Annotated in this window: 19 protein-coding genes; 10 read left to right on the forward strand and 9 right to left on the reverse strand. The window is 52.5% G+C overall.

Going from position 1 to position 23025, the window contains the following annotated elements:
* Positions 1–228: 228 nt before the first annotated feature.
* Entirely contained in the window at positions 229–1800 is a 1572-nt protein-coding gene (locus tag JKP81_RS12820) for an EAL domain-containing protein (protein WP_200552056.1), read from the forward strand.
* Between the two features lie 7 nt (positions 1801–1807).
* On the opposite strand, the gene soxS is transcribed toward JKP81_RS12820, so the two are convergent.
* Positions 1808–2131 carry a superoxide response transcriptional regulator SoxS gene (soxS, locus tag JKP81_RS12825; RefSeq protein WP_017459478.1) on the reverse strand — a complete coding sequence of 108 codons (324 nt, stop codon included), beginning with the start codon at positions 2129–2131 and terminating at the stop codon, positions 1808–1810.
* A gap of 81 nt (positions 2132–2212) precedes the next feature.
* Here soxS and soxR point away from each other — a divergent pair, with 81 nt between their 5' ends.
* The 4 genes from soxR to JKP81_RS12845 all read left to right on the forward strand — a co-directional run bounded on the left by soxR (position 2213) and on the right by JKP81_RS12845 (position 7074).
* Positions 2213–2671, forward strand: a complete 459-nt coding sequence (gene soxR, locus JKP81_RS12830) for a redox-sensitive transcriptional activator SoxR (RefSeq protein ID WP_017459479.1) — start codon at positions 2213–2215, stop codon at positions 2669–2671.
* A 267-nt stretch (positions 2672–2938) separates the two neighbouring features.
* Complete coding sequence (locus JKP81_RS12835; protein WP_200552057.1) at positions 2939–3607, forward strand: glutathione S-transferase family protein; 669 nt, start codon at positions 2939–2941, stop codon at positions 3605–3607.
* Between the two features lie 299 nt (positions 3608–3906).
* Positions 3907–5256 carry a guanine/hypoxanthine transporter GhxP gene (gene ghxP / locus JKP81_RS12840; RefSeq protein ID WP_131407090.1) on the forward strand — a complete coding sequence of 450 codons (1350 nt, stop codon included), beginning with the start codon at positions 3907–3909 and terminating at the stop codon, positions 5254–5256.
* A gap of 171 nt (positions 5257–5427) precedes the next feature.
* On the forward strand, positions 5428–7074 hold the full coding sequence (locus JKP81_RS12845; protein WP_017459482.1) for a Na+/H+ antiporter: 1647 nt from the start codon (positions 5428–5430) through the stop codon (positions 7072–7074).
* 48 nt (positions 7075–7122) lie between these two features.
* On the opposite strand, the gene JKP81_RS12850 is transcribed toward JKP81_RS12845, so the two are convergent.
* On the reverse strand, positions 7123–8016 hold the full coding sequence (locus JKP81_RS12850) for a LysR family transcriptional regulator (protein WP_200552058.1): 894 nt from the start codon (positions 8014–8016) through the stop codon (positions 7123–7125).
* A gap of 100 nt (positions 8017–8116) precedes the next feature.
* On the opposite strand from JKP81_RS12850, the gene JKP81_RS12855 reads away from it, so the two are divergent.
* Both JKP81_RS12855 and JKP81_RS12860 read left to right on the forward strand, forming a co-directional pair.
* Positions 8117–8527 carry a CidA/LrgA family protein gene (locus tag JKP81_RS12855; protein ID WP_131407096.1) on the forward strand — a complete coding sequence of 137 codons (411 nt, stop codon included), beginning with the start codon at positions 8117–8119 and terminating at the stop codon, positions 8525–8527.
* The gene (locus tag JKP81_RS12860; protein ID WP_200552059.1) at positions 8520–9209 is read left to right on the forward strand and encodes an LrgB family protein; all 690 of its coding nucleotides are present in this window, start codon (positions 8520–8522) and stop codon (positions 9207–9209) included. The genes JKP81_RS12855 and JKP81_RS12860 overlap by 8 nt, the downstream gene beginning before the upstream one ends.
* 30 nt (positions 9210–9239) lie before the next feature.
* Here the strand turns inward: JKP81_RS12860 and JKP81_RS12865 are convergent, their stop codons facing one another.
* The 4 genes from JKP81_RS12865 to acs all read right to left on the reverse strand — a co-directional run bounded on the left by JKP81_RS12865 (position 9240) and on the right by acs (position 14854).
* Positions 9240–10535 (reverse strand): Gfo/Idh/MocA family protein, encoded by a 1296-nt coding sequence (locus tag JKP81_RS12865; RefSeq protein ID WP_200552060.1) that lies wholly within the window; start codon positions 10533–10535, stop codon positions 9240–9242.
* 152 nt (positions 10536–10687) lie between these two features.
* The gene (actP, locus tag JKP81_RS12870) at positions 10688–12337 is read right to left on the reverse strand and encodes a cation/acetate symporter ActP (protein WP_200552061.1); all 1650 of its coding nucleotides are present in this window, start codon (positions 12335–12337) and stop codon (positions 10688–10690) included.
* A complete protein-coding gene (locus tag JKP81_RS12875; protein ID WP_025263759.1) occupies positions 12334–12648 on the reverse strand; it encodes a DUF485 domain-containing protein in 315 nt (104 codons plus the stop codon). The genes actP and JKP81_RS12875 overlap by 4 nt, the downstream gene beginning before the upstream one ends.
* A 247-nt stretch (positions 12649–12895) precedes the next feature.
* Positions 12896–14854: an acetate--CoA ligase gene (gene acs, locus JKP81_RS12880; protein ID WP_200552062.1), complete on the reverse strand. Its 1959-nt coding sequence runs from the start codon at positions 14852–14854 to the stop codon at positions 12896–12898.
* A 684-nt stretch (positions 14855–15538) separates the two neighbouring features.
* Between acs and gltP the strand changes: the two genes are divergently transcribed.
* Positions 15539–16852, forward strand: a complete 1314-nt coding sequence (gene gltP, locus JKP81_RS12885; RefSeq protein WP_017459491.1) for a glutamate/aspartate:proton symporter GltP — start codon at positions 15539–15541, stop codon at positions 16850–16852.
* Positions 16853–16931: 79 nt separating this feature from the next.
* Here the strand turns inward: gltP and JKP81_RS23610 are convergent, their stop codons facing one another.
* From JKP81_RS23610 to JKP81_RS12900, 3 genes are all read right to left on the reverse strand, one after another.
* A complete protein-coding gene (locus tag JKP81_RS23610) occupies positions 16932–18239 on the reverse strand; it encodes a hypothetical protein (RefSeq protein WP_234455631.1) in 1308 nt (435 codons plus the stop codon).
* 390 nt (positions 18240–18629) lie between these two features.
* Positions 18630–19664: a hypothetical protein gene (locus tag JKP81_RS12895; RefSeq protein ID WP_234455632.1), complete on the reverse strand. Its 1035-nt coding sequence runs from the start codon at positions 19662–19664 to the stop codon at positions 18630–18632.
* Between the two features lie 697 nt (positions 19665–20361).
* Positions 20362–21069 (reverse strand): helix-turn-helix transcriptional regulator, encoded by a 708-nt coding sequence (locus JKP81_RS12900; RefSeq protein WP_234455633.1) that lies wholly within the window; start codon positions 21067–21069, stop codon positions 20362–20364.
* Between the two features lie 85 nt (positions 21070–21154).
* Here JKP81_RS12900 and JKP81_RS12905 point away from each other — a divergent pair, with 85 nt between their 5' ends.
* Positions 21155–22135 carry a sulfite exporter TauE/SafE family protein gene (locus tag JKP81_RS12905; RefSeq protein WP_234455634.1) on the forward strand — a complete coding sequence of 327 codons (981 nt, stop codon included), beginning with the start codon at positions 21155–21157 and terminating at the stop codon, positions 22133–22135.
* The gene (locus JKP81_RS12910; RefSeq protein WP_340222822.1) at positions 22132–23025 is read left to right on the forward strand and encodes a DMT family transporter; all 894 of its coding nucleotides are present in this window, start codon (positions 22132–22134) and stop codon (positions 23023–23025) included. Before JKP81_RS12905 ends, JKP81_RS12910 begins: the two co-directional genes overlap by 4 nt.

Here is a 23025-nt window from a genome sequence, read left to right on the forward strand (position 1 = left end):
ACTTAAAACACCCCCATACGAATGGATTAATATTTTCCTTAATATAAACATTGGGCACACTCTGAGTTTGCTTTATGGTCGCGTATTTCGGTCATAACCAAATATTAGGTTTTTAATGAGAAAAGTCAGTTGCTAATGTCGTTTGATTCATGCAACGTAATCACCTGTTTATCAAAGCATCCTGCCAAACATTAAAAAGGCACTTTAAATGCATGGATATAGGCGGACATGAATCATAGCGTGCGTCGCAAGATGCTCAGCGTCGTCGTGCTCATCACGGTAGTTCTTCTACCGCTGGTGTTGTCGCTATGGTTTGCGCATATTCGTGCGGTGAAAGAAACGAGTGCCCAGCTTCAATCGTTTGCCCAATTAGCGCTAAATAAAACGGAACGCGTTATCCAGCAAGTTGATACAGTTCGTAGCGCGGCGGAAAAATACCACGGACAAATTTGTGCGCCGGAACATCGCGCGGCCATGCTCAATATCGTCCGCAGCAGCATGTATGTTTCGGATTTAATTTATGCTCGTGGCGATCACTTTTTATGTTCGAGCGTAATAACGCCCACACAATCGTATGCTATTTCACCAGCGGATTATAAACGCGCGCCCGATATCGCCATTTATTACTATCGTGATACGCCTTTTTACGCAGGCTACAAGATGGTGTACATGCAGCGCGGAAATTATGTCGCGGTGATTAATCCGCTCACTTACAGCGATGTGGCATCAGACAATACTGATCTGGCTTACGGTATTTACGACACCGTTACGCGACAGTTTTTTTCTGTCAGCCAGAATGCCCACCTTGATAAGTTAGCTACGCTGTTACGCACCGACGATTTAACATTCCAGCAAGATCAGCGCTTTTATACCATTGCGCGTTCGGAGAATCGTCCGATCGCGATTATTGTTTCGACATCGAGTGACCACTATTTTCAGTCTCTTTATCACCAGGCCACATTAACGCTGCCGCTGGGCGTGATTGGTAGCGTTATTCTGCTATTAATATGGTCGCGAACACGGCAGGAGTTTAACTCTCCACGCCGTATGCTCCACCGGGCGTTAACCCGACGCCAGCTTCGCCTTCATTACCAACCTATTATCGATATCAAAAATGGCACCTGCGTTGGCGCGGAAGCGTTGTTGCGCTGGCCGGGGTTTAATGGGCCGGTCATGAGCCCGGCGGAGTTTATTCCGCTGGCAGAAAAAGAGGGCATGATTGAGCGTATTACTGATTATGTCGTCGATGAATTGTTCAGCGATTTGGGCGATTTCCTGGCAATGGTGCCGCACCTTTATATCTCGATTAACCTCTCCGCCGCTGATTTTCACTCCTCGCGACTGATCTCATTGATTGCCAATAAAGCGCAAATGCATGCGGTGCGCGCTGAGCAGATTAAGATTGAAGTGACCGAGCGCGGGTTTATTGATGTGCCGAAAACCACGCCGGTTATTCAGGCGTTTCGCCAGGCGGGTTACGAAGTGGCGATTGATGATTTCGGTACCGGTTATTCCAATTTGCACAACCTCTACTCGCTGAATGTCGATATCCTGAAAATCGACAAATCTTTTATTGATACGCTGACGACTAACAGCACCAGTCATCTGATTGCTGAACACATTATTGAGATGGCGCAGAGCTTGCGTCTGAAGATTATTGCGGAAGGGGTTGAGACGGCGGAGCAGGTCACGTGGCTGTTAAAACGCGGCGTGCAGTTTTGTCAGGGTTGGCACTTTGCAAAGGCGCTGCCGTCGCAGGAATTTAAACGCTGGGTACAGCAGCCGCCTTCGTTAAAGTAATAGGCCATCAGGCCTGGTGCCGGTAATCGCTGGGTGTGCGATCAAACTCCCGGCGAAAGACGCGTGAAAATGTCTGCTGCGAGACATATCCCAAATCCATCGCGATATCAAAAATAGGCCGCTGCGTTGTTCGCAGCGCTTCCGCTGCCAGCAGTAAACGGCGCTGGCGAATGTAGTCACCCAATGTTTGATGCATCACGGTGCGGAACATCCTCTGTAAATACCACTTCGAATAACCTGACTTTCTGGCGACTACATCAATGTTCATTGGTTGGTCGATATGTTCATCAATCCATTCAATAAGTGTCTGAATAATTTGCTGATGGGACATATGGCTTCCTCATTTCCCGATTCGTCGTTTTGTCTGGGAACGAGTATAATTCCTCAAGTTAACTTGAGGTAAAGAGGTTTTATGGAAAAGAAAACGCCACGTATTAAAGCCTTACTCAGCCCCGGTGAAGTGGCGAAGCGCAGCGGGGTTGCCGTCTCTGCGCTGCACTTTTATGAGAGCAAAGGCTTAATCAAAAGTACCCGTAATACCGGCAATCAACGGCGCTATACGCGTGATGTGCTGCGCTATGTGGCAATCATCAAAATTGCTCAGCGCATTGGTATTCCGCTGGCGACCATTGGCGACGCATTTGGTGTGCTGCCGGAAGGGCATACGCTAAGCAAGAAAGAGTGGAAACAGTTGTCGTCACAGTGGCGCGAAGAGCTGGACAGGCGCATCCACACGCTGGTGGCATTACGTGATGAGCTGGATGGTTGTATCGGCTGCGGCTGTTTGTCGCGTAGCGATTGTCCGCTGCGTAACCCCGGAGACCAGCTTGGGCAGCAGGGCACCGGCGCGCGCTTGCTGGAAGATGACTGAAACGTACAAAAAACTAAAGCGCCCGTTGGGGCGCTTTAGTCGTTTTCCGGTCTTTGTCTTTCTCTCTATCCCGCTCTGTTACGGGAGGGTTTCCCCCGACACCAGCACCCCTCAGTATGTTGGAGGTTCCGGGTTGTGCTGACACTTTTAGTGTAGGCCAGTATCGCGAAACTGCTACTTTTTTGAGCAATTATTTTTGTCTTTTTTTTCACCGCTGCAAGTGTGGGTTTTCTATAGTTAATGTGTATGAATTCTCTGGAGAAAAATATGCTTACGGTGCATCACCTTAATCAGTCGCGCTCCCAGCGCGTGCTCTGGGCTTTAGAAGAATTGGGCGTGCCGTATCAAATTGTCTGTTACCAGCGAGAAAAAACGATGCTGGCACCGGAATCCCTGAAAAAAGTGCACCCGCTCGGCAAGTCGCCGGTGGTGGAAGATGACGGGCTGATCCTCGCCGAATCCGGGGCAATCCTCGAATATTTGCAGGAAACGTACGATCCACAGCAGCGCTTTAAACCGCAGGAGACAAAACAGAAGCTGGATTACCGGTTCTGGCTGCACTATGCCGAGGGTTCGCTGATGCCTGTGCTATTAATGAAACTGGTGATGAGCAGCCTGGGCAAACCTCCGGTGCCGTTTGGGATACGCAGTGTTGGCAAACTCCTCGCGAAGGGGGTCGATAAAGCGTTCCTGAAACAGCAAATTGAAAACCATGCGCGCTTTATCGAAGGTGAACTGGCGCAGAAAAGCTGGTTTGCAGGAGACCAACTGAGCATGGCCGATATTCAGATGAGTTTTCCGGTGTTCGCGCTGCTGGCTCGCGGCGGCGTGGAGAATTTGCCCAATTTACGTGCGTGGAAAAAACGGGTCGAGATGCGTCCGGCATGGCAGCGCGCCATTGTGCAGGGTGGGCCATTTGATCTGCCTGGCAGCTAAAAATGATCGGCAAATGTTGCAAAGTTGCGCACCGACGATAACGTTTGCGCATCCGCCGGCCACTTCTTCGCCGCTTCGCGCGAAATTTAGCGAAAAGCGGCAAAGTTCAGTTGAAAAGCGCCATATAAACGCTGGATAATCGTTTGCCTTTTTTTGACCAACCGTTGTATGCGCGGAGTTAAACGTTTGCTTTTTTGTGGCCCCTTGTCACAACGCAGCACAGGGAGATGACGTTTAACCGGCAGTGGACTGTCCACCACGCATGCCAACGCACAATAAAATTCTCAGGGGATGTTTCTATGTCTACGCCTTCTGCGCGTACCGGCGGTTCGCTTGACGCACTGTTTAAAATTTCTGCCCGTGGCAGCACTGTTCGTCAGGAAATCGTTGCCGGTTTAACCACGTTTCTGGCGATGGTCTATTCGGTCATCGTCGTACCTGGCATGCTGGGTAAAGCCGGTTTCCCGCCGGCTGCGGTGTTTGTCGCCACCTGCCTGGTAGCCGGTGTTGGCTCCATCGTGATGGGTCTGTGGGCGAATCTGCCGCTGGCTATCGGTTGTGCTATCTCTCTGACCGCCTTTACCGCGTTCAGCCTGGTGCTGGGCCAGCATATCAGCGTACCGGTCGCCCTTGGTGCGGTGTTCCTGATGGGTGTGCTGTTTACGGTTATCTCTGCCACCGGCATTCGTAGCTGGATCCTGCGCAACCTGCCGCAAGGCGTTGCGCACGGTACCGGTATTGGTATCGGCCTGTTTCTGCTGCTGATCGCCGCGAACGGCGTGGGTCTGGTTATCAAGAACCCGCTGGATGGCCTGCCGGTGACTCTCGGTCACTTTGCCAGCTTCCCGGTGATCATGTCGCTGATTGGTCTGGCGGTGATTATCGGTCTGGAAAAACTGAAAGTGCCGGGCGGCATTCTGTTGACCATTATCGGCGTGTCGATTGTCGGTCTGATTTTCGACCCGAGCGTGCATTTTTCTGGCATCTTCGCCATGCCATCGCTGAGCGATGACAAAGGCAACTCGCTGATCGGCAGCCTGGATATCATGGGCGCGCTGAACCCGGTAGTGCTGCCAAGCGTGCTGGCGCTGGTGATGACGGCGGTGTTTGACGCCACCGGCACCATCCGTGCGGTAGCGGGCCAGGCAAACTTGCTGGGCAAAGACGGCCAGATTATTGATGGCGGCAAAGCGCTGACCACCGATTCCCTGAGCAGCGTTTTCTCCGGTCTGGTGGGCGCGGCACCGGCAGCGGTCTATATCGAATCTGCGGCAGGTACGGCAGCAGGCGGTAAAACCGGCCTGACGGCGATCACCGTGGGCGTGCTGTTCCTGCTGATCCTGTTCCTCTCTCCGCTCTCTTACCTGGTGCCGGCTTACGCAACGGCACCGGCGCTGATGTATGTGGGTCTGCTGATGCTGAGCAACGTGGCGAAAATCGATTTTGCCGACTTCGTCGACGCGATGGCGGGCCTGATTACTGCCGTGTTTATCGTGCTGACCTGCAACATCGTAACCGGCATCATGATCGGTTTTGCTTCGCTGGTGATTGGCCGCGTGGTGTCCGGTGAGTGGCGCAAGCTGAACATCGGTACCGTGGTGATTGCCATCGCGCTGGTGGCTTTCTATGCGGGCGGCTGGGCAATCTGACATCGCGTTTCCTCTTCCTGTGGGTAGAGGACGTTGAGCGTAAATCTTTACACAATGGGCAGCTTCGGTTGCCCATTTTTTTGCCCACAGCCCGGTTTCTTTGCGTTAAGCTGAAGGCTCTGGCATCAAGGTCTGAGGCCTTTATAACAACACATCGCAAACAGGGAACGCATGGAAATATTTTTTACCATTCTCATCATGACCCTTGTCGTCTCGCTTTCTGGCGTCGTGACTCGTGTTCTTCCATTTCAAATCCCGCTTCCGCTAATGCAAATCGCCATCGGCGCGTTGCTCGCCTTTCCCACCTTTGGCCTGCATGTGGAGTTCGACCCGGAACTGTTCCTGGTGTTGTTTATTCCGCCGTTGCTGTTCGCCGACGGCTGGAAAACACCCACGCGCGAATTTCTCGAGCATGGCCGCGAAATCTTTGGCCTGGCGCTGGCTCTGGTGGTGGTCACCGTGGTCGGGATCGGCTTCTTAATTTACTGGATGGTGCCGGGCATTCCGCTGGTGCCCGCCTTTGCGCTGGCGGCCGTGCTGTCGCCAACCGATGCCGTAGCGCTTTCCGGCATTGTCGGGGAAGGGCGCATTCCGAAGAAAATCATGGGCATTTTGCAGGGCGAGGCGCTGATGAACGACGCTTCGGGCCTGGTATCGCTGAAATTCGCCGTGGCGGTCGTGATGGGCACCATGGTGTTCACCGTGGGCGGCGCAACGCTCGAGTTTTTCAAAGTGGCGATTGGTGGTCTGCTGGCCGGGTTTGTCGTGAGCTGGCTGTATGGCCGCTCGCTGCGTTTTCTCAGCCGCTGGGGCGGCGATGAACCAGCAACGCAAATCGTGCTGCTGTTTCTGCTGCCGTTTGCTTCCTATCTGATTGCGGAACATATCGGCTTTTCCGGCATCCTCGCGGCGGTCGCGGCGGGGATGACCATCACCCGTTCCGGCGTGATGCGCACCGCGCCGCTGGCGATGCGTCTGCGCGCCAACAGCACTTGGGCGATGCTGGAGTTCGTCTTTAACGGCATGGTGTTCTTGCTGTTAGGTTTGCAGTTGCCGGGCATTCTTGAGTCTTCGCTGGTGGCGGCAGAAGCCGATCCAAATGTCGAAACCTGGATGTTGTTTACCGATATTGTGCTGATTTACGCCGCGCTGATGCTGGTGCGTTTTGGCTGGCTGTGGACGATGAAGAGATTCAGCCAGCGTTTCCTGGTGAAAAAACCGATGGAGTTCGCCTCGTGGAGCGACCGCGAGCTGCTGATTGCCACCTTTGCCGGGGTGCGCGGGGCGATAACACTTGCCGGTGTGCTCTCCATTCCGCTGTTATTGCCGAGCGGCGATGTCTTTCCGGCGCGCTATGAGCTGGTGTTCCTCGCCGCCGGGGTGATTCTGTTCTCGCTGTTTGTTGGCGTAATCGCGCTGCCTGCGCTGTTGCAGCATGTTGAAGTGCGCGACCACGCGCAGCAGTACAAAGAGGAACGGATGGCGCGCGCGGCAACGGCGGACGTGGCGATTGTGGCGATTCAGAAGATGGAAGAGCGCCTGGCGGCAGACACCGAAGAGAACATCGATAACCAGTTACTCACGGAAGTGAGTTCGCGGGTAATTGGTAACCTGCGCCGCCGCGCAGACGGACGTAATAACGTTGAGAGTTCCCTGCAGGAAGAGAATCTGGAACGCCGTTTCCGCCTGGCGGCACTGCGCTCAGAGCGCGCCGAGCTTTACCATCTGCGCGCAACCCGGCAGATAAGCAACGAGACGCTGCAAAAACTGCTGCACGATCTCGACCTGCTGGAAGCGCTGCTGTTAGAGAATAAGTAAACCCTGCGCCGGGCAGCCGTTTATGCGCTGCCCGGTCAGTTAACCCCGCTACTCGCTTTTCTCATCCAGCCAGAACCCTTTACAACATTGCAGCCATGCCTGCGCACTGCGCGAAAGGTAAACGCCTTCGCGCCAAATCATCCCCAGTTCCCAGCGCAAGTCACTCTGCAGCGGGAGCCAGCGCAGCGTGGTTTTATCCAGCCGCTGGCAGACCGGCTCCGGCAAAATGGCAATGCCTACGCCTGCTTGCACCATGGCGGCGAGAAAATCCCACTGACCGCTACGCACAGCGATACGCGGCTTCACGTCATGCTGTTGAAACAGCAGCATGAGCTGGCGGCTCAAGGCGAAATCTTCGTTGTAGATCAGCAGCGGTTGTTCAGCGAGTTCCTCCGGCGTCACGACGTCGCGCTCAAGCCAATTGCCGGAACGCGGCACCAGCACGCACATCGCATGGCTGAACAGCGGCAGGGTAGCCAGGCCACTCTCTTCTTCAACCGGCAGAGCGGTCATCGCCACATCCAGTTCGCCATTACTCACGGCTTGCTGCACGGTCAGACCGCCGAATTCGGCAATTTTCAGCTCCACGCCGGGGTAGCGCTGGCTGAAGAGGTTGATTGGCCCGGCCATCAACATACCGACCATCGGCGGAATGCCGAGGCGCAAAATACCTTTGTTCAGGTGGTTGATGTCGCCAAGTTCGGTTTCTAACTGGCGAAACTCCGCGAGGATGGCGATGCCGCGCTCATACACCACACGGCCAGTGTCGGTGAGTAAAAGTTTGCGCCCGTCGCGGATAAGCAGCGTGCAGTTCAGCTCATCTTCAAGGTTTTTCAGCATCTTGCTGATGGTCGGTTGCGTCACAAACAGGCGCTCCGCCGCGCGGGTGAAACTTTGCTGGCGTACCACCTCCACAAAATAGCGCAGCGTTCTGATGTCCATAATTATTCCTTAGAACTATGTATGCGATGAGTTTAATTCATTTCAGTAGCGCATTGGGGCTCTCTATACTGGCCGCCTGCTTATTTGATGGAAAATCGTTATGGACGTGGCGTTAAGCCGTGTTACGCCTGCCCTTGTGCGCCGCTTGCAGGTTCCGGTTCAGGTGCTGCTTTATGCCGGGCTGTTTATCTTTGCGCAATACCTGGTGCAATGGCTGCATCTGCCGCTTCCCGCCAATCTGGTGGGCATGATACTGCTGCTGGGGTTAATTCTTTGCCGGGTGATCCCGCTCAATTGGGTACGCGCCGGTGCGCATTGGTTGCTGGCGGAAATGCTGCTGTTCTTTGTGCCTGCGGTGGTCGCCGTGGTCAATTACGCGCAACTGTTGATGGTGGAAGGCTGGCGCATTTTTATGGTGATCGGTTTGAGCACGCTGTTGGTGCTCGGTGCCACCGCCTGGGTGGTGGATAAAGTCTACCGCTTCGAACTCAGCAGGCTGAAAAATGAGTGATTTCGCTTTAAGCCTGCTGTGCCTGGCGATGACGCTGGTGTGCTATTTCCTCAATAAACGGCTCTACCGCCGTTTTCGTAAATTGCCGCTGATGCCGCTGGTATTCACGCCGCTGCTGTTGGTGTTAATGCTGGTGTTCGGTCATATTTCCTGGCAGGACTACATCGGGGGATCCCACTGGCTGATGTGGCTGTTGGGGCCCGCGACCATTGCTTTCGCCGTGCCGGTGTATGACAACCTGGCGATTATTCGCCGTCACTGGATGTCGCTTTCGGCGGGCGTGATCGCCGCTTCCGTGGTGGCGGTGACCAGCTCGGTTTGGCTGGCGCGCCTGTTTACGTTGCCGGATGAGATCCAGCGCAGCCTCGCGGTGCGTTCAATCACCACGCCCTTTGCGCTGGCGGCGGCCGGGCCGATTGGTGGCCAGCCGGATCTGGTGGCGCTGTTTGTAGTGGTCACTGGCGTGTTTGGCATGGCGGTGGGCGATGTGCTGTTTCTGCGCTTATCGATTCGCGAAGGTGTGGCGAAAGGCGCGGGTTTTGGCGCGGCCTCGCACGGCGCGGGCACGGCGCGTTCTTATGAGCTGGGTCAGCAGGAGGGCGTGGTCGCAAGTCTGGTGATGATGCTTTCTGGCGTGCTGATGGTGCTGGCAGCGCCCTTGATCGCCCGCGTGATGTTTTAGCTCCCCGCCGTGCAACAGGGAGCGGGAAGGTCAGTATTTTTTCAGCCTTGCAACCAGTTCAAACTCGTTAAAGTTAACCGGGCGTTGTTGCTGCATGGAAATGTTGCCGGCAATGCCGGTCAGAATCGACATCGCGCCTGCGCGGTGATCGGCGGCGCGTTTTAGCGGGTCATTGCCCGGTGTGCCAAACAAATCCGCCAGCATGGCATTATCGCCGCCGCCGTGGCCGCCTTCGCCAAGGGTAAAATCTGCTTTCCACGGTGCGGCAAACATCGGAAACACGGTGATGTCGCAGGATTCAAGGCTGCCTTCATTGGCGCGTTCGCCGCCGGCGTTAACGTAGGATTTCTCGACGATTTTCATCTCCAGCCGCCCCTGGCTGCCGTTAAATACCACGTTTAGCCCTTCCCATGGCAAGTAGGTGTTGAGTGAATAACTCAACTGGCACTGGTTCTGGTATTTCACCAGCACTGAAAGCGTATCTTCGATGGTGATGCCATCGCTGAACACGCTCTGGTCGCGCCAGTAGTTATCTTCATGTTCCGCGTCGAGATAGAGCGCTTTTAACTGCGGATTATCCGCCATATGCAGCGAGAAAGGATCATCGTGAGCGGCGGCATAGCCGTGCGTGCGCGGGTAAAATTGGGTAACACCACGTTTTTCGGCGTTCTCTTTGCCATAAAAACGCAGCCCGCCTTCGGCATATACCCGCTGTGGGTAGCTGTTGAGCCAGAAGTTCATCAGATCAAAATGGTGGGTCGATTTATGTACCAGCAGCCCGCCGCTGTTGCGCTTTTCCCGGTGCCAGCGGCGGAAATAATCGGCGCCGTGTTCAGTGTTCAGCAGCCATTCGAAATGCACCGAATAAACGTCACCGATGGTGTTGTTCATCAGCAACTCGCGTACTTTACTGTGGTGCGGCGCATAACGGTAATTAAATGCCACGCGCACGGTTTTGCCGGTCTGTTCAATGGCATCGAGAATGCGCAGCGCGCGCTGTTCGTCGATGGTCATCGGCTTTTCGGTGATCACATCGCAGCCTGCGTGTAACGCCCGCACAATGTAGTCGTCATGGGTTCTGTCCATGGTGGTGACGATAACAATGTCTGGCCGGGTTTCGTGGATCATCGCTTCAAACTGCGCCGCTTTCCACGTGGAAACGGGTTGCGCGTCTTCTTTTTGTAACAGCTGATTGGCGTAATCCATGCGCGTCTGGTTGCTGTCGCAAAACGCCACCATACGGGCGTTCTCTTTCCACTGCCCGCCGATGGCGGAAATATACAACCCGGCGCGCCCGCCGGTTCCCACTAAAGCATATTTTTTCATCACACCCTCTTAAGTCATAAATGAATTAACGTGCTGATGTATTAAAAACATTGTTTCAATAAGCTGAGGGTACTGTAGCGCGCTGACAGAAGAGGGGTAGAGAAAAGGGGGGAAAGTGTGATCCCCGGCCATTACTGACCGGGGTAAAAAGATTAATGAGCACGGCCTTGTTCGATACCGATCCCGGTTTGCGAACGGATAAACTGCGCACGGAACTGCTCGCGCTCCAGTTTGCCGGCTTCGGTGTTATCGGTGGCGGAGAAGATCCAGATGCCGATAAACGCCACGGCGATGGAGAACAGCGCCGGGTACTCATACGGGAACACCGGTGCGGCGTGACCGAGGATCTGCACCCAAATTGTCGGGCCGAGAACCATCAGGACAACCGCCGTTAACAGACCCAGCCAGCCGCCGATCATCGCACCGCGCGTAGTCAGCTTCGACCAGTACATCGAGAGCAGAATGATCGGGAAGTTACAGCTGGCGGCAATGGAGAACGCCAGTCCGACCATAAAGGCGATGTTCTGTTTTTCGAACAGAATGCCAAGCAGAATGGCGACAACCCCCAGCACCAGCACGGTGATTTTCGACACTTTCAGTTCCTGGCGTTCTGTCGCGCCTTTGCGGATCACGTTGGCATAGAGATCGTGAGAAACCGCAGAGGCACCCGCCAGCGTTAACCCGGCAACCACCGCCAGAATGGTGGCGAACGCCACGGCGGAGATAAAACCTAAGAACAGGTTGCCACCGACTGCATCTGCCAGGTGCACCGCTGCCATGTTGTTGCCGCCAATCAGCGCGCCCGCCGCGTCTTTAAACGCCGGGTTTGCGCCCACCAGCATGATGGCACCGAAACCGATGATAAAGGTCAGAATGTAGAAGTAACCCATAAACCCGGTGGCGTAGAACACGCTTTTGCGCGCTTCACGCGCGTCGCTGACGGTGAAGAAACGCATCAGAATATGCGGTAAACCGGCGGTGCCGAACATCAATCCAAGCCCGAGTGAAAGGGCGGAGATCGGGTCTTTCACCAGCCCGCCAGGGCTCATGATTGCCGCGCCTTTCGGGTGGACCGCCATCGCTTCCGTGAACAGGTTGTTGAAGCTGAAACCGACGTGTTTCATTACCATAAAGGCCATAAAACTTGCGCCGAACAGCAGCAGCACCGCTTTGATAATCTGTACCCAGGTGGTGGCGAGCATGCCGCCGAACAGCACATACAGCACCATCAACACGCCAACCAGCACCACGGCGACGTGGTAATTCAGGCCAAACAGCAGCTCGATTAATTTGCCCGCGCCGACCATTTGCGCAATCAAATACAGCGCGACAACCACCAGCGAACCGCAGGCGGAAAGGGTGCGGATGGGGCCTTGTTTCAGGCGATAAGAGGCCACATCGGCAAAGGTATAACGCCCCAGGTTACGCAAGCGCTCTGCGATCAAGAACAGAATGATCGGCCAGCCGACGAGGAAGCCGAGCGAGTAGATCAGGCCGTCGTAGCCGGAGGTATACACCAGCGCGGAAATCCCCAGGAACGAGGCTGCGGACATAAAGTCACCGGCTATGGCCAGCCCGTTCTGAAAACCGGTGATATTGCCGCCCGCGGTGTAGTAATCGCTGCGCGAACGCACCCGTTTGGATGCCCAGTAGGTGATGTACAACGTCAGCGCGACGAAAATGACGAACATAATGATCGCCTGCCAGTTGGTCGGCTGGCGCTGTACCTCGCCGGTGATGGCATCGGCGGCGTGAGCCGTAAAAGGAAGTGTGGCGGCCAGCGCCGTCAGGACTCTCTTCATGATGCTTTTACCTCGCTCAGAACCGCTTTTGTCAGACGATCAAACTCGCCGTTTGCCCGCCAGACGTACACGCCGGTCAGCACAAACGAAATCACAATCACACCAATGCCAATCGGAATGCCGCGCGTGACATTGGTGCCTTCATGTAATGGCGTACCGAGCCAGTGCGGGGCAAATGCGATAAGCAGAATAAAGCCGACGTAGATAATCAGCATGATGATGGAAAGCATAAAGGCAAACCGTTGCCGTCTTTCGACTAACTCCCTGAAATGCGCACTGTTTTCTATCTGTTGATAAATGTTATTCATCACAGAATTCTCCAGAGGTCTCCCCGTTGTCTTACGCGCTGCCGGTCGGTTGGCCGCACGCGCCCGCCCCAGTCACATCGTTATTGTTGCGCCTGGGATATGCGCGTTTGCCGCTTTCCTGCAACACGAAATCCATTAGGAATTGTAGGGTGAGGTGGTTGTTTCCTCTCCTTGGAAGGAGAGCGTTATGGTTGCGTTTGCCGCCGGATAACACGCTTTCGCGCCGCTATCCGGCAGGGTTTTACGATTATTACGATGGCATGGTAATGGCCTGCTTCTCTTCGAGCAGTTTTTCCACTACGCCAGGATCGGCGAGCGTTGAGGTATCGCCGAGATTGCTGGTATCGCCAGCGGCGATTTTGCGCAGAATACGGCGCATGATTTTGCCGGAGCGGGTTTTCGGCAGTGAGTCTGTCCAGTGCAGCACGTCCGGCGTCGCCAGCGGGCCAATCTCTTTACGCACCCAATTTCGCACTTCGGTGTACAACTCTGGCGACGGCTCTTCACCGTGGTTGAGCGTGACGTAAGCGTAAATGGCCTGGCCTTTAATGTTGTGCGGAATGCCCACCACCGCCGCTTCGGCGATTTTCGGGTGCGACACCAGCGCCGATTCGATTTCAGCTGTCCCCAGACGGTGACCGGAGACGTTCAGCACGTCATCCACGCGACCGGTGATCCAGTAGTAACCATCTTCGTCACGACGCGCGCCGTCGCCGCTGAAGTACATGTTTTTGAAGGTGGAGAAATAGGTCTGCTCAAAGCGATCATGATCGCCAAACAGCGTGCGCGCCTGGCCCGGCCAGGAGTCGGTGATCACCAGGTTGCCCTCGGTCGCGCCATCAAGCGCGTTACCTTCGTTATCCACCAGCGCAGGCTGCACTCCGAAGAACGGGCGCGTGGCGGAACCGGCTTTCAACTGGGTTGCTCCCGGCAGCGGGGTGATCATAAAGCCGCCGGTTTCCGTCTGCCACCAGGTGTCCATGACCGGGCACTTACCGTTGCCGATTTTTGACCAGTACCACTCCCAGGCTTCCGGGTTAATCGGCTCGCCCACGGAGCCGAGGATCCGCAGCGAAGCACGGCTGGTGCCATCAATCGCTTTATCCCCTTCCGCCATCAGCGCGCGAATGGCCGTTGGCGCGGTATAGAGGATATTCACGTTATGTTTGTCCACCACCTGGCTCATGCGCGCCGGGGTCGGCCAGTTCGGCACGCCTTCAAACATCAGCGTGATGGCGCCGCAGGCCAGCGGTCCGTACAGCAGGTAGCTGTGCCCGGTAACCCAACCGACGTCGGCAGTACACCAGTAGACATCGCCCTGATGGTAATCGAAGACATATTTAAAGGTTGACGCGGCATAGACCAGGTAACCGCCAGTGGTGTGTAGCACGCCTTTCGGTTTCCCGGTGGAGCCGGAGGTATAAAGGATAAACAGCGGATCTTCTGCGCCCACTTCAACAGGCTGGTGCTGGTCGTTGGCCTTGTCGGTCAGCTCGTTCCACCACAGATCGCGCCCTTCGTGCCAGTCGATGTTGCCGCCGGTGCGTTTGAACACCACGACATGCTCGACGCTGCTGACGTTCGGGTTCTTCAGCGCGTCATCGACGTTTTTCTTCAGCGGGATATTGCGCCCGGCACGCACACCTTCATCGGCGGTGATCACCAGCCGCGAGCTTGAGTCAATAATGCGCCCGGCGACCGCTTCCGGCGAGAAGCCGCCGAAAATAACCGAATGCACCGCGCCAATACGCGCACAGGCGAGCATTGCCACAGCGGCTTCCGGCACCATCGGCATATAGATGGCGACGACATCGCCTTTCTTGATACCGAGCGACACCAGCACATTGGCGAAGCGGCAGACATCACGGTGCAATTCACGGTAGGTGATGAGTTTGCTCTGGCTTGCGTCATCACCTTCCCAAATAATGGCCGTTTGATCGCCGCGTTCGGCGAGGTGGCGGTCGAGGCAGTTGGCCGCCAGGTTCAGCGTGCCGTCTTCATACCATTTAATGGAAATATTGCCTGGCGCGAAGGAGGTGTTTTTCACCTTCTTGTAAGGTTTGATCCAGTCGAGGATTTTGCCTTGTTCGCCCCAGAATGTGTCAGGGTCAGTTACCGATTGCTGGTATTTGGCTTCATACTGCTCCGGATTTATCAGGCAACGTTCCGCAATATTGGCGGGAATATCGTGTTTATGTATTTGGCTCATGGCGATTGCTCTCCTTGTAAGATGTTAATAATATGTCACAAGAACGTTAATTGTAGGGCCTTTGCCAGCTTTGTTTACTATTTGCGCGATAGATCACGCATTAAATGAATTGTGCAAAAAGCGAGCAAAATAAATGTGCTGGCGCGCGAAAGAACGCAAAAAGGTGGAGCGGAAAGAAAGGCGCTTCATAACAGCAAGTTATGGAATGTGGCAGTTCGATTACGCTTACTATCGGCGTAAAAATGCAGGCTGATGCAAGTCTATGAAAATGCACTACTCGATTATTAGCCTGATAATGGTTGGTGCTGTGTATTATTCACTGCATTCATTACGAAAGGCAGACGAAATTTCGGTAAAGATTGGTCGGGATGGCATTTTTCATGATTAAAAAATGCGCAAATGAACGAATTATGCGTAATAATTTCTAATGGTAAATATTGGATTTAAGAGTAGTGAAAAGTTTTTCATAACAAAGAGTTATTTATAATAACTGAAATAAAAGACGGTTTTTGAGTAAAAATTCAGTCAAACCCCCTCCCGGTATAGGGTTGCGCGTTACACCCTGCAAATGATACTGATAATGCGCGTTAAAAAACCCCGCAATACTGTGCGACGCTAATCATACCCTTTCAGTATGGGTCGTTCCGGACCTGGAATGGCGCTTCATTGAGGATGTCTGTAGTTATGAAAAACATGAAAATCAGCCTGGCCTGGCAGATTCTGCTAGCCCTTGTGCTGGGTATTCTTTTGGGTAGTTATCTGCACTACCACAGCGACAGCCGCGAATGGCTGATTGCGAATCTCCTGTCTCCGGCAGGCGATATCTTTATCCATTTGATCAAAATGATTGTCGTGCCGATTGTTATCTCGACGCTGATTGTCGGCATTGCAGGCGTTGGCGACGCGAAACAGCTTGGCCGAATCGGCGCGAAGACCATCATCTATTTCGAAGTGATCACTACGGTGGCGATTATTCTCGGTATCACGCTGGCGAATGTGTTCCAGCCGGGCGCGGGAATTGATATGTCGCAGCTGGCGACGGTGGATATTTCGAAATACCAAAGCACCACCGCGGATGTGCAAAGCCACGCCCACGGCTTGATGGGGACGATTTTATCGTTGGTGCCGACCAATATCATCGCGTCGATGGCGAAGGGCGATATGCTGCCGATCATCTTCTTCTCGGTGCTGTTTGGCCTGGGGCTCTCTTCTCTGCCAGCCTCGCACCGCGAACCGCTGGTCACCGTGTTCCGTTCTATTTCCGAAACCATGTTTAAAGTCACTCATATGGTGATGCGCTATGCACCGGTCGGCGTGTTTGCGCTGATCTCAGTAACGGTGGCGAACTTCGGTTTTGCTTCGCTGTGGCCGCTGGCAAAGCTGGTTATCCTGGTCTATTTCGCCATTCTGTTCTTTGCGCTGGTGGTGCTGGGAATTGTGGCCCGTGTGTGCGGGCTGAGCATCTGGATTTTGATCCGCATCCTGAAAGATGAGCTGATTCTGGCGTACTCCACCGCCAGTTCGGAAAGCGTGCTGCCGCGCATTATCGAGAAGATGGAAGCCTATGGCGCACCGGCGTCGATCACCAGTTTCGTGGTGCCGACCGGTTACTCCTTTAACCTCGATGGTTCGACGCTGTATCAGAGCATTGCGGCCATCTTTATTGCGCAGCTGTATGGCATTGACCTGTCGCTGTGGCAGGAAATCATCCTGGTGCTGACGCTGATGGTCACCTCGAAAGGGATTGCGGGTGTGCCGGGCGTTTCCTTTGTGGTGCTGCTGGCAACGCTGGGTAGCGTCGGTATTCCGCTGGAAGGGCTGGCGTTTATCGCCGGTGTTGACCGTATCCTTGATATGGCACGTACTGCGCTGAATGTGGTGGGTAATGCGCTGGCGGTGCTGGTGATCGCCAAGTGGGAACACAAGTTTGACCGTAAAAAAGCGCGCGCTTACGAGCGCGAGATGTTGGGCAAATTTGATAAAACTGCCGATCAGTAACCTTCTCAATCCCTCCTTCACGGAGGGATTTTTACATCAGGCGGGCTTATCCGCCTTGCCTGTTAAATAACGTCGTTTGCTAATTAATACTCTGGTCGAACATCACCGTCACACCGCCTCTATAAGTATCCGGCCTTGTGCTGAGCATGGTTTCAACATCGCGTTGCGGGACCAGAAAATCGATACTGCCCTTTTGATCCTGGCCATAGGATTTGGTGGTAAAGATGTTCTGCGACGGATCTTTCCCGGCGTTCAGGTGCCGTTGAACAACTGTCGCGCCCGTCGTGCTGTCCACGATATTTGTTGGCAGGTTGAGTGATGCTCTGAACGGTACCAGCTGCCCGCTGTTATCGCTTTTTAAGGCGCAATCCTGGCCTACCTGGCCGTCAGCACAGGCAAGGTAAACGGTGAAGTTGCCGGTGCTGGTGATGCCGAAATTACTGCGCCCTGTGAGCTGCGGTGTGACGCGGCTGACCATCCAGCGCTCCCAGTTTGCTTCGCCTTCATCTGGTGTGCAGATTTTGCCGGGCTTGCACGGTTGCAGAGCAACTTGTCGGTCGTCTGCGGTGGTGGTGATTTTAAACTCATTCTTCACGGTCAGGCGAAAATTAATATCAATACCGGAAGTATCGCTGGGGACATACGCGTCACCAAAATCAATATCTCCGCCGGGACCGACGGAATAATGTAATGTCCCGGTATAATCCCCCGACACTAATTGTTGCGGGCTGGCATTTGTTAATTCGTAGACAATGCTCAGCTCATTTAATAAATAGGGTTCATTTTCGAGATCCCTTGCTGCAGTTTTATAACAGGCCACAGCGCTTTTAGGCCATCTCCACATAAATTGGTAGTATCGGGTGAGAGCCTGACTTATACCGGAAGAGGTACATGGGCTGGGCGCTGTCTCAAACGATCCACCGACCCATGAGTTAATGTGATCAGCAAGATCCCAGTCATAATGGGTATTATAATTCGCGGCTAAACCCACAATCCTGAAATGAACCGTGGTGATTTTCCCCTCAGCATTGATGACCCTCACATCACCCCCGACCCCCGGCAATTTTATGTACACGCCATCTCGTGGGGCTGCGTTCGCAAGGATCCATGTCTTCATCAACGTTGCTGTTAAATGGAGTGAGAGACTGAACGTTTTACCGTCGGTACACAGGGGAGCATGTTCTATACAAAAACCGCTTTGCGGTGTGGTATTAACAAAGGTGTTTCCGGATGCGGAGTTGTATTCCTGGCTAATGCTGAGCGTTTGGCCGTAAGTATGAAAACTTACAATAAGCAAGAAAGTAGATGAAATAACGTTGAATAATTTGATGATGCGACCCATTGCTGTCTCACTTAATTTTTTATTGCCATCTTGTTCTGTGACCAAAACGATAGTATCCCGCCAGGAAAATAACGGCGGGGAATAATTCCGCTAAATCTTACCCATATAGCGATGAGGGTAGCATTTAGGAGGTGAATAATAATAGGGCGATTACCCGGCAATATTGGCGCTTTTTATGATGAATGGTGATGGGGAAATAAATTTTTATGGCGTTTAACTGTGAGTGTTTTGCCTTTCGGTTTTTCGTTTTTTATCTATTAAGCGATATCTGAAACGTACTTTCCGCCGGAAAAGACGCTGGAATTACCGGGATAAATTAAGTGCTAAACAGTGCCGTTTTATGAGGAAGGAATGTGGCGATAATCGGCGTAAGCAGGCGAACAGTGGTTTTTTTAATCCCTCCTTCACGGAGGGATTTTTATAGCAGACTCGCCGTTAATTTATGTTCTGGTCGAAAATCACCGTTGCGCCGCCGCGATAGGTATCCGGCCGGGTGCTGAGCATGGCTTCAACATCGCGTTGAGAAACCAGGAAATCGATACTGCCTTTTTGATTCTGCGCATAGGTTTTGGTGGTAAAGAGATTCTTCGCGGGATCTTTGCCAATGTGTAAGCGCTGCTGAACGACCGCCGCTCCCGTGGTGCTATCCACAATATTCGCGGGCAGGTTGATAAAGGCAGAGAATGGCACCTGCTGCGCGGTGTTATCACTTTCCAGCGCACAGTCCTGACCAATCTGGCTATTCATGCAGGCAAGGTAAACGGTGAAATCCCCGGAGCTGGTGATACCGAAGTTACTTCGCCCTGTGAGCTGCGGTGTGACGCGGCTGACCATCCAGCGCTCCCAGTTTGCCTCGCCCTCTTTTGCAGAACAGACCTGGCCCGGTTTGCAGGGCTGTAGCGCCACCATCCGGTCTTCTGCGGAGGTGGTTATTTTAAACTCATGGTTCACGGACAACAGGAAGTTAATATCAAGGCTGGAATCGCTGGGGACAAAACGATCGCCAAAATCCATATCCCCGCCGGGGCCGATAGTGAAATGCAATGTTCCCTTATAGTCACCGGGTGCCAGCTGAAATGGGTCAGGTGTTCGCAATTCATAAACAATGCTCATGTCACTTATCAGATAAGGTTCATAGTGCAGATCCGCGACCGGGGTTTTATAGCAAGCCACATTGTTTTCGGGCCATTTCCACATAAAGATATATTTTCTTGTTAAAGGCACCCCGACGCCGGAAGAGATGCACGGGCCAGGCGCGTTAATAAATGCACCGCCAACCCAGGAATCAGTGTGTTGGGCAACGGTCCAGTCAAAATGCGTGGAATAGGTGGCGGCGAGCCCGGCAAATCTAAAATGGACAAATACACTTTTGTGTTCGGCATTCGTCACTTTCACACTCCGTAAGGCTCCCGGCATTTTATAGTACATAGCATCCTGAGGCGCGCCATACGCCAGGATCCAGTCCTGCATTAATGATGCCGTCAGGGCGAGCGAGATACTGTACGTCTTATTGCCGCTGCATTGCTGTGAATATTCTCTACAAAACCCGCCTTGCGGCGTGGTATTGATAAAGTCGTTTCCAGATGATGACGAGAATTTCGAGCTTATATTGATCGTTTCGCTATAAGCGTGAGAGCTCAGCGTAAATAAAAACAGAAATGAAATGATGCTTAATAATCGGGTAATACGATGCATTGTTGCCTCACTTATTATTGGTAACTTCCATGTTGTTGGGTTTAATTATTTATAGAGCGAATGATATTTAGTGGTGGAATGTGAATTTTGGCTAATTTTGTTAGTTATATCAAGAGGGTAACATTGACGCGGCATTTAATAATAACGAAATAAGCTGTTTATAATGTAGCTATTTATGATGAATGATGGTTGCCAGTTTTACTGGCGGTGTAATATTTATTTTTATTTTCCTGCGATGTTTATTTTTTTCTTGCCGAAATAAAATTCGGCTGAAAAGGCATTATCGACGAAGAACTCTTTTTTTGCTGATAAATACCGGCTGCAAACCGTAAATTTCAGAGCGCGTGCTGCCAATTTTTGCCATCGAAGCGGTGGCGGAGCAGAGTGTTTGTTTTGTCTCCTCTACGCGGTCCCCTGTGCCCGGGGCAAAACGTTTCACGATTAGCTGGCGCAGGAGCTGATAAACGGCACATTATTCATCATCAAGGTTATGAATCCCCAGGCTGCGTTGCAAAAACGCTTTACCGGCAGGGGTGAGGGCCAAAATACGTGCTTCATTGGTTTTGAGAATAAAACGCTTCTTGAGCAGAGCGCTAAAGAGGTGCGCGCCGAGCTCTCCCGAAAGATGGTAACTCTGTTCGCTCCAGTCCATGCAGGGAATAACCAGTGCCCGGCGTGAATGGCGAAGCGCGTTAACATCAATACCTAAGTGAGTGCCGAACCACGTAACACCAGTGGTGCCGATGGCAAGATTTCCTTCTGCGGCCTCGAGCACTTTTTGTTGGCAAAGGTGCTCGTAAATCGCCACGCCGACATGCCCGGCAATGTGGTCGTAGCAAGTTCTGGCATAACACATTTTCTTGAACCCGCTGGGTTTTAGCCGTTCCTGAAAATTGCTATCGGCATAGGTGGCGACAATCATTGATTCTATCGCCTGGGCAATCAGCGAGTTATAAAGCCGGTAATAACGGTTGCGGCCAATCTTATCGAAGGCAACGACGCGGCAATGGATGAGTTTCGCCAGATGATTACTTGTGGATTGGGGGGAAAGCCCGGCGGTAATGGCTAATTGCGATGCGGTGAGCCGGCTATTATCCATTAACGCGCAGAGCATTCTTGCCCGGCTCGCATCTGCTAACAAACAAGCCAACCGACTAAAATTAGGAAGTTGTTCTGTCATGACGTTCATAGTTCATTAAAGAATTAAACATTTATGTGTTTGTTCGTAAAGAATACCGCAATTCAGAACAGACAAGGCAGTCATAATGTTCTTACAACGACCTTTATATAAGGACTCCCTCCTCTTTTTCAGATTTTTTGCTTTAATTTTATGGCTTCTATTGACGGTTTATATTACTGGCTTTGTTAGTATTGCCGAGAATTATATTTTAAGTCTCTCCATGATGATCGGCGCGTTTGTCGGCAGTGCCACACCCGTGGGCGGTGGTGTGGTTGCGTTTCCGGTACTGACCTTTATCAAGCAGATCCCTGCGAAAGAAGCCGCTGTTTTTTGCCTGGCAATGCAATCGTTTGGCATGTCGGCATCTTCTTTAGCGATATATACCCGCAAGATACCGGTGGATAAATTTCTAATTACCTGGTGTGTCATTACCAGCTTTATAGGTTATCTGCTGGCGCTGTTTTATATTCCCAATCCTTTTTCATCCGCAGGATTAAAAGTCTTTTTCTCCTCTTTCTGGCTTGCTTTTGGCGCAGCGATTTTCCTTGTCAGAAGAAAAAAAACTATTTCGCAGACTATTGAAACTGCTCACGCGAGCGGCTGGCGATTATTGCTATTTATCTCTATTTGCTTCGCGGGTGGAATTGTGACGTCGTGGATTGGTAATGGTATCGATGTGGTCTTTTTTTGCGTGTTGATTTTACTGTTTTCCCGCACTGAATCCGTGGCAACACCTTCTGCGGTCATTGTGATGGCATTAATATCCATCTTTGCAACAGCGTTAAATATCAGTGCCGGTAATGTGAGTATGCAGACATTAAAATACCTTAGTGCAACGATTCCGGTGGTCATTATTTTTGCACCTTTAGGTATTCTCTTTTCTATTCGGCATGGGGATGCATTTATCCGAAAGCTACTGCTGGCGCTGGTCATTATTCAATATTTGTTTACCGCCGTGGCTTTTTTTAGTCAGCTGGATTATCTCTTTCTCTCTATGCTCGTTATTGCTCTTTCATTCGTTTTATTGTTTGCCATTGGCTGTATTGATAAAAGGAAAGCAGTGTGACCACGAGAAATATGAACTTTCTAATAAAAGTCGTTATTGCGACCCTCTGTATGGGGTCTTCTTTTCCAACCGGGAAATACTTAATCTCTTACGAAAATATGCCACCGTTTTTAATGGGCGGCTGGCGGTTTATGGCGGCCGGGCTTTTTATGCTGTTAATCCCGGTTTTTACCCGTGGCGTTCAGGCCATCATTCCGACCAGTGAAGGTTCTGTCGCGAAGGGGCTGCTTTTAACCGCTGTCGTTGGCGCGCTGCAGACGACAGGAACAATGGGCTTTCTCAACCTGGCGCTGGAGAGCGTTACCTCATCCATGTCTTCTATTATTCTTTTTACCAACCCTTTATGGCTCGCGATATTAGCGCATTATCTGCTGCACGATAAATTAAATAAGCGAAAAATAATCTCACTGGTCATCGGTGTCGCGGGGGTGATTGTTTGTCTGGGGCTTGAGAGCGTTAAAGGCGGAACCGGTTTATTTTATGCGTTTCTGGGATCGCTATGCTGGGCGGTATGCACGGTCGTGAGTAAGCGATTTGTTTTTGATAAAGATAGCTGGGTATTTACCGGCTGGCAGCTTTTTCTCGGTGCGTTGTTTATGTTGATCATCGCCTGGATAAGACATGAAAAATATGACATCGGCGATTTACAAACCTGGGGCTGGGTGTGGTTTATTTGGCTTATTTTACCCGCCAGCGTCGGCTCGTTCGGCCTGTGGTTTTCAGCGCTACGGCAGGGCGGCGCAACGCTTGCCAGCGGCTTTCTGTTTCTGGTTCCTCTCTTTTCAACGATCTTTTCAATTTTCACGTTGCATGATGGTCTTTCCATCCAGCTTATTATCGGCGGATGCCTGATTGTCCTTTCACTCTTTCTTCTTAATCGGGAGTATTAA

The sequence above is a fragment of the Kosakonia sp. LAM2021 genome, from assembly GCF_016620385.1.
Lineage (GTDB): Bacteria > Pseudomonadota > Gammaproteobacteria > Enterobacterales > Enterobacteriaceae > Kosakonia > Kosakonia sacchari.